General features: G+C 70.4%; 13 protein-coding genes. 6 read left to right on the top strand and 7 right to left on the bottom strand.

Annotated features, from left to right (window positions below; all coding sequences use genetic code 11):
- Nucleotides 1-111: 111 nt before the first annotated feature.
- Both ACEN9V_RS04290 and ACEN9V_RS04285 read right to left on the bottom strand, forming a co-directional pair.
- On the bottom strand, nt 112-771 hold the full coding sequence (locus ACEN9V_RS04290; RefSeq protein ID WP_413602269.1) for a GOLPH3/VPS74 family protein: 660 nt from the start codon (nt 769-771) through the stop codon (nt 112-114).
- Nucleotides 772-838: 67 nt separating this feature from the next.
- Nucleotides 839-1,618: an HNH endonuclease family protein gene (locus ACEN9V_RS04285; protein WP_413602268.1), complete on the bottom strand. Its 780-nt coding sequence runs from the start codon at nt 1,616-1,618 to the stop codon at nt 839-841.
- An 85-nt stretch (nt 1,619-1,703) separates the two neighbouring features.
- Here ACEN9V_RS04285 and ACEN9V_RS04280 point away from each other — a divergent pair, with 85 nt between their 5' ends.
- Together ACEN9V_RS04280 and ACEN9V_RS04275 are read left to right on the top strand one after the other, a co-directional pair.
- Nucleotides 1,704-2,483: an aldo/keto reductase gene (locus ACEN9V_RS04280; protein WP_413602267.1), complete on the top strand. Its 780-nt coding sequence runs from the start codon at nt 1,704-1,706 to the stop codon at nt 2,481-2,483.
- Nucleotides 2,484-2,493: 10 nt separating this feature from the next.
- Complete coding sequence (locus ACEN9V_RS04275; protein WP_413602266.1) at nt 2,494-3,042, top strand: cysteine hydrolase family protein; 549 nt, start codon at nt 2,494-2,496, stop codon at nt 3,040-3,042.
- 15 nt (nt 3,043-3,057) lie between these two features.
- Here ACEN9V_RS04275 and ACEN9V_RS04270 read toward each other — a convergent pair whose 3' ends face one another.
- Nucleotides 3,058-6,330 carry an SNF2-related protein gene (locus tag ACEN9V_RS04270; RefSeq protein ID WP_413602265.1) on the bottom strand — a complete coding sequence of 1,091 codons (3,273 nt, stop codon included), beginning with the start codon at nt 6,328-6,330 and terminating at the stop codon, nt 3,058-3,060.
- A gap of 95 nt (nt 6,331-6,425) precedes the next feature.
- Here ACEN9V_RS04270 and ACEN9V_RS04265 point away from each other — a divergent pair, with 95 nt between their 5' ends.
- Complete coding sequence (locus tag ACEN9V_RS04265; RefSeq protein WP_413602264.1) at nt 6,426-6,890, top strand: BLUF domain-containing protein; 465 nt, start codon at nt 6,426-6,428, stop codon at nt 6,888-6,890.
- 69 nt (nt 6,891-6,959) lie between these two features.
- Here the strand turns inward: ACEN9V_RS04265 and ACEN9V_RS04260 are convergent, their stop codons facing one another.
- From ACEN9V_RS04260 to ACEN9V_RS04250, 3 genes are all read right to left on the bottom strand, one after another.
- Nucleotides 6,960-7,670 carry a M23 family metallopeptidase gene (locus ACEN9V_RS04260; RefSeq protein ID WP_413602263.1) on the bottom strand — a complete coding sequence of 237 codons (711 nt, stop codon included), beginning with the start codon at nt 7,668-7,670 and terminating at the stop codon, nt 6,960-6,962.
- A gap of 120 nt (nt 7,671-7,790) precedes the next feature.
- A complete protein-coding gene (locus ACEN9V_RS04255; protein WP_413602262.1) occupies nt 7,791-9,200 on the bottom strand; it encodes an amino acid permease in 1,410 nt (469 codons plus the stop codon).
- Nucleotides 9,201-9,325: 125 nt separating this feature from the next.
- On the bottom strand, nt 9,326-9,658 hold the full coding sequence (locus ACEN9V_RS04250; RefSeq protein WP_413602261.1) for a hypothetical protein: 333 nt from the start codon (nt 9,656-9,658) through the stop codon (nt 9,326-9,328).
- A 94-nt stretch (nt 9,659-9,752) separates the two neighbouring features.
- Between ACEN9V_RS04250 and ACEN9V_RS04245 the strand changes: the two genes are divergently transcribed.
- From ACEN9V_RS04245 to ACEN9V_RS04235, 3 genes are all read left to right on the top strand, one after another.
- The gene (locus ACEN9V_RS04245; protein WP_413602260.1) at nt 9,753-10,139 is read left to right on the top strand and encodes a hypothetical protein; all 387 of its coding nucleotides are present in this window, start codon (nt 9,753-9,755) and stop codon (nt 10,137-10,139) included.
- Between the two features lie 65 nt (nt 10,140-10,204).
- Nucleotides 10,205-10,525, top strand: coding sequence for a hypothetical protein (locus ACEN9V_RS04240; protein ID WP_281264103.1), 321 nt, complete (start codon nt 10,205-10,207; stop codon nt 10,523-10,525).
- Nucleotides 10,526-10,619: 94 nt separating this feature from the next.
- On the top strand, nt 10,620-11,057 hold the full coding sequence (locus tag ACEN9V_RS04235) for a hypothetical protein (protein ID WP_413602259.1): 438 nt from the start codon (nt 10,620-10,622) through the stop codon (nt 11,055-11,057).
- A 41-nt stretch (nt 11,058-11,098) separates the two neighbouring features.
- Here ACEN9V_RS04235 and ACEN9V_RS04230 read toward each other — a convergent pair whose 3' ends face one another.
- Nucleotides 11,099-11,719, bottom strand: a complete 621-nt coding sequence (locus ACEN9V_RS04230; protein WP_281264105.1) for a hypothetical protein — start codon at nt 11,717-11,719, stop codon at nt 11,099-11,101.
- Nucleotides 11,720-11,793: the final 74 nt, after the last annotated feature.

Here is an 11,793-nt window from a genome sequence, read left to right as displayed (position 1 = left end):
GTCCGATGAGTTCCGTGCCACCATCGCAGTTGACCCGCCGATCGCTGTTGACGGGTGTGTTCGGAGTCGCCGGCTCGGCGTCGCTGGTCGCACCGCGGCTCCGCGCGGCGCTCAGCTCGACGAGGCGGTCGCGGCCGACGCGGCTGTGACGCCGGCCAGCATGATGGCGGTCTGCACGTCCTGCAGCACCCGCTTCACGGCGACCGACGCCCAGGTGCCGGACGTGATGTCCTGGACACGCGCCTTGTCCACCTTGCCGAACTGTCCGCGCAGCGTGCGGGTGGCATCGAGCAGGCCGATGACCGCAGCTGCGAACGGGGTCGGTGCGGCATGCCCGTCGAGGACGCTCAGGACCGTGGTCCGGAGCTGCTGCTCGGGTCGCCCGTCCGCCTCGGGGAAGGACGTCGTCGTGAAGATGCGGAGCGTCGTGCGCTGCGTCGACGTCAGGAGCCCCTTGCTGACCAACTCGGCGTAGACGTCGTCGCGGAGCTGGCGTTTCCCGAGCCTGGTCACCCACCACTTCGCCCCTCGCGGTCCGCCCGACGCAGCGATGGTCCCGACCACGTCGTCGAGGACCGCACTGCCGGTGGGCGCGCCGCTGACCACCTGGACGTGCTTGCCGTCGAGCGAGACGACGCCGCGGACCGCGAGGTCAGCCAGGACCGCACCCGCGAGTCCGGCGTCGAACCGCTGGGCGTCGAGCACCCGACGACCGTCGGGCTCGGTCAGGAGCAGGGCGAACGCCTGCGGGACGGTGAGTTGCTCAGCCATGCCAGCATGCTGCCACGACCGGCGGAGACGAGTCGTGCCTCCTGACCGTCGCGCAGCCGTCTCGGGATCAGCACCGCTCGAGCACGCGGGACATGGCGTCGAGCTCCGCAGGGACGACCCACAGCCGGTACTCCGTCTTCACCGTGATCTGGTGCTCCACGTAGGTGCAGCGGAACGCGGTGTTCGCCGGCAACCAGGTGGCGGCGTCGCCGGAGCGCTTCTGCGCGTTCGAGTGCTGGTCGACGGCGAAGAGGTTCTCCGGATCGTTCGCCAGGGCCTCTCGCTCGGACTGGTCGAGCTGCTGCGCGCCCGTGATCCACGCGTTCTCGAGGGCGACGACGTGGTCGATCTGGACCTCGGTCGAGGTGGTGTCGCCCCGCACGAAGTCGATCGCCCCGCCGGTGTACGGCGAGACGAGCTCGCCACTCGTGACCGTGCACGGGCCGCGCTTGGTGATCTCGGTCAGGTCGCGTGCGAGGACGTCGTTCCGGGTGTCGCACCCGTTGCGGTCGACGTCGAGCCAGGCGGTGCCGAAGTCCGCCGTGCGGTCGTACCCGGTCGCCGCGGCCTTCCCCTTGACGGGCAGGGCCGCCAGCAGGGTGCGCGCACGCGCCGCGTCGGCCGGACTGGAGGCTCGGCTCGGCTCCGGCGCGCTCGCTGCGGTCGGCGTGTTCGTCGGTTCGCCGACCGGGCTCGCGCCGACGGACGTGGTCGCCGTTGGTGCCGCCTCTGCCTCGGTCGGCTGGAGATCCGTGGTGTGGAGGGCGTACCCGATGACGGCGATGCCGAGGGCGATCAGCGCGGAGGTCAGGGTCAGGCGGGTCCTGCGGCGTCGGCGTGACGGCATGGTGGGTGGTGCTCCAGGTGGTGCTCGATGGTGTGTCCCTCGATCCTGGTGGCAGCGTCCGACATCGCCGCGTAGACACGATGGCATGACCGATTTCGCAGAACCGTCCGTACCGGTGACCGGCGGAGCGATGCCGCTCCTCGGCTTCGGGACCTGGCAGATCGCCGACGCCGACGCCCCCGCTGCGGTGCACGCAGCACTCGAGGCCGGATACCGGCACATCGACACGGCCACCGGCTACAGCAACCAGCGTGGCGTGGGGAAGACCGTCGCGGCCTCCGGGCTCGCCCGCGACGACGTCTTCGTCACGACGAAGCTGCCGCCGGACAACGCCGACCGGGTCCGCGCCACGATCGAGGAGAGCCTCGACCAGCTCGGACTCGACCACCTCGACCTCTGGCTCGTGCACTGGCCGCCGAACGGCGAGGCGCGACCGGACGTCTGGGAGCAGGTCGTGCAGGCGCAGCAGGACGGCTTGACGAAGGCCGTCGGGGTGAGCAACTACTCGCTCGCCCAGATCGACGAGCTCACCGAGGCGACCGGTGTCACCCCGGCGGTGAACCAGATCAAGTGGAGCCCGGCCGAGTTCGACCGGACCGTGGCCGACGGGTTGCGCGACCGCGGCGTCGTGCTCGAGGGGTACAGCCCCTTCAAGGCGAGCAACCTGCAGGACCCGACGCTGGTCTCGATCGCCGAGGCGCACGACGTCGACACGGCGCAGGTCATCGTGGCCTGGCACGTGGCACACGGCTTCGTCGTCATCCCGAAGTCGTCCCAGCCGGAGCGCATCGCCTCGAACGCAGCCGGCGCCCGCGTCGAGCTCACCGACGACGAGGTCGACCGCATCGACGGACTCGGGAGGTAGCGTCGGCGGAGTGAACACCGCACTCCTCGTCATGGACTACCAGAACGGCATCGTCGAGCGTCTCGGCACCGACGAGGGACTCGCCGCCGCGACGGCCGCGGTGTCGGCGGCGCGGGAGCGGCGGATCCCGGTGCTGTTCGTCCGCGTCGCGTTCCGACCCGGCGCGCCAGAGGCTGCGGCGACGAACAAGATGTTCGGGGGCATGGCGTCACGGATGGCGCAGCAGTCGCCGGACGCGACCGAGATCCACCCGGCGTTCGGCGCCGGCGATGACGACATCGTCGTCACGAAGTTGCGGGTGAGTGCGTTCGCGGGTTCGGACCTCGAGGTGCTCCTGCGTGGGCTCGACGTCCGGGACCTCGTGCTCTGCGGCATCGCCACGAGCGGCGTCGTGCTGTCGACGGTGCGGCAGGCCGCGGACCTGGACTTCGGCCTGACGGTGTTGTCGGACGCGTGCGTCGACTCCGACCCGGAGGTGCACCGGGTGCTGCTCGAGAAGGTCTTCCCGCGCCAGGCAGACGTGGTCACCACGGCCGAGTGGACCGCGTCGCTCGGCTGAGCGTGCCGCGCCGGATCAGGCGAGCAGGGAACGGATGTCCTCGGCGGTCAGGTCGTCGGCGAACAGGGCGTCGTCGTCGATCATCGTGGCGAAGAGCTGGGCCTTGCGGGCCGCGAGTGCGAGGACCTTCTCTTCGATGGTGTCCTCGGCGATGAACCGGTTGACGTTCACCGACCGGGTCTGCCCGATGCGGTGGGTCCGGTCGACGGCCTGTGACTCGGCGGCGGGGTTCCACCACGGGTCGAGCACGAACACGGTGTCCGCTTCGGTGAGGGTCAGCCCGAAGCCGCCGGCCTTGAGCGAGATGAGGAACGCCGGGGCGGTGCCGTTCCGGAAGCGGTCGATCACCTTCGTGCGGGCCCGTGTCGAGCCGTCGAGGTACTCGTACCCGATGCCGCGGTCGTCGAGGGCCGTGGCCACCATGCGGAGGAACGACGTGAACTGGCTGAACACGAGTGCGCGACGGCCCTCTGCCGCGAGCTGCTCCAGTTCGTCGAGCAGCAGCTCGAGCTTGGCGGAGGGGATGTCCTCTGACTCACCCGACACCAGCGCGGGGGAGAGCGCGAGCATCCGGAGCAGTGTCAGCGACCGGAACACGATCATCCGGTTGCGGTCGAGGTCGTCGATGAGGTCGAGCACCTTGAGGCGCTCACGGTTGAGCGTCCGCTCGTAGACGTCCCGGTGCGCCGGGTCGAGCGTGACCCGGACGACCTGCTCCTGCTTCGGTGGCAGGTCGGCGGCGACGCTCTCCTTCGTCCGCCGCAGCATGAGCGGGCGGATCCGACGGCGCAGACGTGCCGTGAGCTCCTGGCGCGCGGAGCCGCGGAGGTCGGGAGAGGCGAGGGGCTTCACGTAGTCGTCGCCGAACCGCGTCCACGACGACAGCAGCCCGGGTGCGACGATCGAGAACAGCGCCCAGAGGTCGGTCAACCCGTTCTCGAGCGGGGTGCCGGTGATCGCGATCTTCACGGGGGCCTGCAGCTCCGCGGCCGCCCGGTGCGTCTGCGACTGCGGGTTCTTCACGAACTGCGCTTCGTCGAGGAGCAGCGCCGACCACGGCAGGTCGGTGTAGGCGCGGGCGTCGAGCCGGAGCAGCGCGTAGGAGGTCACGACGACGTCCGACGCGGCAGCGGTCCTGGCGACGAGCGCGGGGTCCTTCAACGAGGTCGTCTCGATCGTGGCGACCCGCAGCGACGGGACGAACCGTGCTGCCTCGGCCGCCCAGTTCCCGACGACCGAGGTCGGTGCGACGACGAGGAACGGCGGGTCGTCTGGCGCGGTACCCCGGCGCGCGGCGATCATGGCGAGCGCCTGCAGGGTCTTGCCGAGTCCCATGTCGTCGGCGAGCACCCCACCGATGCCGTTCGACACCAGGAACGACAGCCAGGCGTACCCGGACAGCTGGTACGGCCGGAGGTCTGCGTGGACGGTGTCCGGGACGGCGACGTCACCAGGGGGCGCCGCGTCGAGGAGCCGCGCCGCCATCGCCGCCCACCGTTCGTCGTGGTCGGTCTCGTCGGCGAGCTGGTCGAACTCGGACCACAGCCCGGCCTGCAGGGGGGTGACCGTCATCGGCTGCGACGGCTCCCACTCGTCCTGGTCGCGGGCTTCGTCGATGAGTTCCTTCAGCCGGTCGAACGCCGGGTCCGCGAGCGACAGGTACGAGTTGTCGACGAGCTTGAGCCGCCGCTGCCTGCTCGCGAGCGCGGTCAGGAGCGGCGTGAACGGGATCTCCTTGCCCTTGACGCTGACGATGATGCCGAGGTCGAACCAGTCGTGCTTGTCGGAGGGCATCGTCGTGACGCGGATGTTCGGCTTGCCGGTGAGGCGCTCGTAGTCGAGGCGCTCACCCTGCACGACGACCCGCACACCGTGGTCGGGGAGCGCGGGGAGGAGCTCGTTCGCGAGGACCGCGACGTCTGCTCCCTCGACCGTCCCGTCGACGAACCACGCCAGCGACTCCGCCACGTCGTCGGCGGCGCGGACACCGGTCAGGTCCGGCAGCGGCCCGTGCATCGACACCGGGTCCTTCCGGCCGTCGACGTGCCAGCGCCACTGCAGGTGTGCGACGTCGTCGGTCCGGGGTGCGCGGGCCGGTTCGAAGGTCACGGTGAGCACGAGTTCCGGCGGAGTCCGCTCGGGGAGCTCGATCGAGCCGTCCGAGCTGACGAGCCCGAGCGCGCCCCGGAGTCGTGGCGACCAGTCCGCCAGGAACTCGGACACCTCGGGAGCGGGGACCTGGATCCTGGTGCCCTCGACGAGCATGCGCCGCCGGTCCGCTGGGACGGGCTCCGGCGTCGGGGCGAGCTCGACGCGGAACTCCGGCGACTCGCGGAACACGTAGAGCCCGTGGTCACCGATGAGCCGAGCGGCGCCGTCCGCTACGGGACGGCCGTCGAGCACGGCGCTGGTGCCGATCACGATCCCGGTGTCCGAGCGAGCGACGTCGAGCAGCACGCGGGCGTCGGTGCCGAGCGTTGCCCCTCCCTCGCGCTTGCCGGTCACGAAGGCGACCCCGAGCGACGGAGCCTGTCGCAGCAGCGGCCAGAGGAGGGGGCTCTGGAAGTCGTCGAGGTGGATCCAGTCGCTCTCACCGGGGAGTCCGGCGAGCGCGCCCGCACGGTGCAGGGCGGCGAACTGCAGGAACCACGCGTGCTGTTCGGCGCCGAGGCCGAGCCGGTTCATCGAGTACGGGAGCGTGCCCCAGGTGAGCTGCCCGCGCACCCAGTTGCCAGCGTCGCTGCGGGTCACGGGGCGGACGCCGAGTCGGACCGACCGCGACGCCGTCGGCAGCGCCCGACCGGCCGATCGCGCGCGCGCAGCCATGCGCGCGGGCACCGCGTCGCGGAGCTCGAACTGCAGACCCAGCGGGGTCGACGTGGTGGACGTGACCGGTGGCGGGGTGTCGCCGGCGAGGCGGGCGACCTCGTGCCTCCAGTCCGGGGCCGGCGGAGCCGGTTCTTCGGCTCGTGGGCCGGCGTGCGCGGCCACGGCACGGGCGTTGATGGTGAGGAGCGCGGCGGCGACGTGCTTGCACTCGCCGCCGATCGGGCACGTGCAGCGCGACCTGACGGGGCGGACGAACTCGCCGCGTGCGGCGGTGGTGTCGACGTGCACCTCGTACGGTTCGTCGGCGGAGCCGGCCACGACCCCGGTGATCGTGCCGTCGTCGTGCCATGTGGCGTCGTCGACGAGCCCGCGGCGGACGATGTCCCGCGCACGACCGAACGTCTGCGGCCCGACGAAGCGGATGACGTCGACGGCGTCGATCATCGGGGCGGCTGGCACGGGTCCATCGTGCCAGCAACCACCGACCCCCGCGGCCGGAGCCGAAGGCGCACGGCCACCCGGACAGGGGCTGTCCGCGGCGGCGTCGGCAGGGCATGCTCGAACGCACGATGTTGCATTCACTGGTCTACATGAGCTCGGCTCGCGAGCGCTTCGACGACGACGAGCTGGAGACGATCCTGTCCTACGCGCGGGAGCGGAACACCGGCGACGGTCTCTCCGGCCTCCTGGTGTACCGCGCCGGTCGGTTCATGCAGCTCCTCGAGGGGCCGTACGACGCCGTGATGGCGACGTACGCGCGGATCCTCGAGGACGATCGGCACCACGACGTCTCCCTGCTCGTCGAGGAGTCGATCCACACCCGGCGCTTCCCGGAGTGGACCATGGCGTTCGACCGCGACGAGTCGTCGGAGCTGCCGGAGGGGTTCAGCTCGTTCCTGGGCTCGGGGGACGCCAGCGCGGACCAGAGTCGAGCGCGCGAGCTGCTCCGCTGGTTCCGGAACCACCCGCTGGCGGATCCGACCGCCGCGGCGGGCAAGCACCGACGCGAACAGGCCTGAACGTCGATCGGCGGTGGCCAGCACGCGTCCACCGTGCCGCCACCGCCGACCATCATCGACGGGGCGCGATCAGACCTTGGCGGCGATCGCGTCCACGAGCTTGTTGAACCAGACCGGCGTCTTGTTGTGTGCTTCTCGTGTGACGTCGAATTCGCGCGCGTTGATGACCTTCACGTCGTAGATCCCCGAGCGCATGAGGATTCCGAACTCTTCGCCGTTGAGCGAACCGAAGTAGCCAGCGCCCACGAGTGCGCCGCGGCTTCCGTCGTTGATGAGGTATGCCATTCCGAGGTCCTGTTCTTCGATCGGCGGCGTGACGACGCCACCGGGCACCGCGACGGGTGCATTGCTGAGGATGGAGCCGGGATCTGCTGATCCGGCCGTGGTGCGGTACTCGACGTGCAGATGTGGGCCGGTCGAGTCGCCGGTCGATCCGACGTCCCCGATGCGGGTGCCGGCGACGACCTTCTGTCCTGTTGATGCGCGGATCCGACTCATGTGTCCGTATCCGGTGGTGGAGCCGTCCGCATGTCGGATCCGCACGAAGTTGCCGTAGCCGCCGAGCACACCGGCGACGATCACTTCGCCGTCCCGCATCGCGTAGATCGGTTCGTTGTTGGGCGAACCGATGTCGACGCCGTCGTGGAAGGTCCTCACCCCGGTGATCGGGTGGATCCGGTACCCGTACGGCGACGTGACGGAGTACTTGCGGGTGTGCGGGTAGTACCAGGTCGTCGCAGCGAGTGCCGGAGCGGCGGCGAAGGCCCCTTCGGCTGCCATCGCCGCGACCGCTGCTGCTGCGAGTTGGATGATCCTTCGTCGTGTGACGTCAGGTGGTGAGCCTGAGGGCTCGTTCAGTTTCCCCATGCGATGAGCATGGCAGAACCATGGGTCTACTCGCTAGACCCGATCCGCCAGCTTGCTGTGCTTCCGCGAGTACCCGAAGTACACCCCGAGCCCGATCGCGAACCACACCGCGAACCGCACCCAGGTCTCCCACTGCAGGAACGTGACGAGCCACAGCGACGCGATGACGCCGATGATCGGGACGATCGGCATCAGTGGCAGCGTGAACTGCCGCGGCAGGTCCGGCTGGGTGTAGCGGAGCACGACGACGGCGGTGCACACCACCACGAAGGCGAGCAGGATACCGATGTTCGTCAGCTCGGCGACGACGCCGATCGGCAGTACCCCGGCGAGGACCGCCGACGAGATGCCGAGGATCCAGGTGACGCGGGTGGGGACGTGGCGCTTCGGGTCGGTCTTCGAGAACCACTTCGGCATCAGGCCGTCGCGGCTCATCGAGAACCACACGCGAGAGGCGCCGAGCATGAACGTCACGAGCACCGTGACGATGCCGACGATGGCTCCGATCGCGATGATGTTCGCCACGCCGCCGAGCCCGACGGACGCGAACGCCGACGAGAACCCGGACGCGGGGTCGATGTCCGTGTACTTCTGCATGCCGGTGAGCACCAGGGTCGCGAGCACGTAGAGCACCATCGAGATCGCCAAGGACAGCAGGATCGCCTTCGGCATGTGCTTGCGGGCGTCCTTCGACTCCTCGGCGGCGGTGGACATCGCGTCGTAGCCGAACACCGCGAAGAACACCGTCGCGGCACCGGTCATCACGCCGCCGAAGCCGAACGGGAAGTACGGGGAGTAGTTGGCGCTGTTGATGTGGAACACCCCGAGCACGACGATGAGCACCACGAGCAGGACCTTGATGCCGACGGCGACGAACTCGAACCGGGCGGCGCTCCGGATGCCGCGGGTCAGCACGAACGCGGTGAGCAGACAGAGGATGATCGCGAAGACGTCGATCACGTGGCCGTCCCCGGTCCCCGGCGCGCCGAGCATCCAGGCGGGCAGGTCGATGCCGAACTGACCGACCAGGAACCCGACGTAGCCGGAGATGCCGATCGCGACAACCGCCACGATCGCGGTGTACTCGAGCAGCAGGTCCCAGCCGATGAACCATCCGACGATCTCGCCGAGGACCGCGTACCCGTACGTGTAGGCGCTGCCTGCTTTCGGGATCATGCCCGCGAACTCCGCGTACGACAGGGCAGCGGCGGCGCTCGCGACCCCGGCGACGAGGAACGAGATGAGCACCGCAGGACCCGCGATGCCGTGCGCGACGGTGCCGGCGAGCGTGAAGATGCCCGCGCCGATGATGCCGCCGATGCCGATCGCGGTGAGCTGCCAGAGACCGAGGTGGCGTTTCAGGCCGTCCTCGCCCCCGGTCTCGTCGTCGATCTGGTCGATCGGCTTGCGGCGGAAGAGCGAGGGCTGCGGCGTCGTTGTCACCCGGCCACTCTGCACCCTGCGGCGCTCCTGCGCTCGGCCCGGCGGTCCGGCCGGCCAGACGCCGCCGGGGTGCTGAGGTGGCGGACGGGAGGCTCGTGGCGGGCCCGCCACGAGCCTCCAGTCCGTCAGCCCGGCAGGTACGGGGCCCACGGTGGCGGCGGCACCGCTCCGTGGGTCGTGATGGCGAGCGCCTGCCAGACGAGGGAGACGAGGCCGGCGCCACCGATCACGATCCCGACCCAGGCCCAGACGCGTGGTCCGATCCGCCTGCCGGAGATGGCGATGGCGCGCCAGCCGCTGAGCACGGCGACGATGCCGAAGACGGCGCACAGGAGGATGTGACGGACCATCGACTCGGCGGGGACGACGGCACCGAGGTACGCGGTGACGAAGCCGAGGACCACGGCGACGGACGCGGGTGCGGCTGGTGGCTCCTGATCGCGGGTCCGTGCAGCCATGTCCTGACCGTACCCGGGCTCTCAGACGTCCGGGAGACGCCGGTTCAGGGGGTACCACCGGGCGTCCGTCCATCGAGACGGGCATGCTGGGTGCATGCGTTCCTTCGTCCGTGTCCTGCTCGGTCTCGCGCTGGTGTTCGCCGGCACGTCCCACCTCACCTTCGCCCGCCAGGAGTTCCGCGCGCAGGTCCCCGAGTTCGTGCCGATCGACGAGGACACCACCGTCCTGGCATCCGGCGTCGCGGAGGTCGGCCTCGGTTCGGCACTGGTGCTGGCGTCCCGCCGTCGTCGGCTCGTCGGGACGGTCGTCGCGCTCTTCTTCGTCGCGGTCTTCCCCGGGAACATCGCGCAGTGGCTGAACCGGCGGGACGGCTTCGGCCTCGACTCCGACGAGAAGCGCATCGCCCGTCTCTTCGGCCAGCCACTGCTGGTCGCCGCTGCGCTGTGGTCCACGCGTGGCGGGTCCCGCCAGCGGTCGTGATGGCCGTGCCCGTGTCCGGACTGGAGGCTCGGCATCAGTTGACGGGTGGCCGTCGCGTCGCGGACATGGTCGCCACCATCGCCGTCCTCACCATCGCGACGGCGGCTGCGGTGGTCGCGGGGTGGGGGATCGTGTTCCTCTCGCTCGCGTTCCACTCGTGCACCGCACCGGGGAACCGGTGTGACGAGACGCTCGGCGGGGTCGTCGTCTACGCGGGGCCGGTGGCGGTCGCGTTGGTCCTGGTGCTCGCGATCCTCTTCTCGGTGCTGCGGATGGTGCGACGACGCCTGGCGTGGCCGATCGCGGTGATCGGCTTGGCGGCGGTCGTCGCGGCGTTCTTCGCAGCGCTGCTGCTGGTGGACAGCGCCATCTCCCACGGGATCTGAACCGGCTCCTCCACAGGGGATCGCTCTGCTCGGTCCGTCCACCGGGTCCGATCCGGGCGCCCTGCTCGGGGCCTCGGTCCGCGACCGTTGAGCCATGCCAGACACCGACGTGCTCGACCGACTCGAGCGAACCGCAGTCCGTACCGATGACGACGTCGTCGACCTCGTCGTCGCGCTCCTCGAACGCCCGCACCGCCGACAGTGCTGGGTGCTGTTCCTCGGCGCCGACGCCGTGCCGATCCGTTTCGTCATCCCCATCGGGGACCTGCCGTACCAGCCGGACGACCACGTCGAGGACTTCGGCGCCCTCGTGGCGGACATCGTCGAACAGATCGGCGCGGCCGATGTGATCCTGGCCTGGGAACGGCCGGGTGCCCTGCACATGTACCCGGTCGACTGGGAGTGGGTCGACGCGATGGCGTGCACGCTCGACGAACACCGGGTGCGGGTCCGCGGGCAGGTCGTGGTGCACGACGGCGGCGCGGCGTTCGTGGAGCTCGACGAGGACGAGGTGACCGAGGCCGCCGCGTGACGGTGGCGGTGGCGCAAACGGACCCGGCGCTGCGCGCTGGGTCAGCCCTGCGGCGCTGTGTCGGGGACGGTCTCGCCCGTCAGACCCTCGACGACCTGCTTCGCCGTCGGCCAGAACTTCGCGTAGTGGTCCGGGTCGGCGTTCACCTGCACCGCGTGCGCCATCTGCGTCGGCGTCATCGTCTTCCAGCCGGGGACCTTCACGAGCTTCGCGTAGAACATAGACGCCGCGGTGTACGGGTCCATCCGCTGCTCGTAGGTGCCCCACGCGCCGTTGTCCCGCTGCTGGAACAGTCCGCGGCTGTCGGGCCCGACGGCGTCGCCGTGGTCCAGGTTCTGCAGCCCGGACTCGCCGATCGCGGTCATCACGCCGACGGCCTGTGTGTGCGGCCCGATGCCGAGTGCCCGTGCGGCCTCGATCACGGCCGCTGCGTTGACGAGCCGGTCCTGGCAGTAGCCGGCGACCGGTCCCTCGGGCACCGCGATGCCGCCGACGGTCTTCGTGGCGGCGGCCGGGCAGGTCACGGCTCGCGGCGTGGACGACGAACCACCGATGCCGGACAGGGAGTTCACCGCGATGACCACGAGCACGACGACACCGATCCCGACGGCGACGATCCCCGCACCGAACACGGACGCCAGGGTGATGCCGACGCGGTGCATGCGGGGGTCCTCTCGTCCGGGTGCCTGAACGAGGGTACGAGGGCGACCTGGGAAGCGCCGCCCTCGTACCCGCC

Source organism: Curtobacterium sp. Curtsp57 (genome assembly GCF_047324335.1).
GTDB lineage: Bacteria > Actinomycetota > Actinomycetes > Actinomycetales > Microbacteriaceae > Curtobacterium.
The sequence above is the reverse complement of the archived record's forward strand: the minus strand, read 5'-3'. Positions and strand labels throughout refer to the sequence as shown.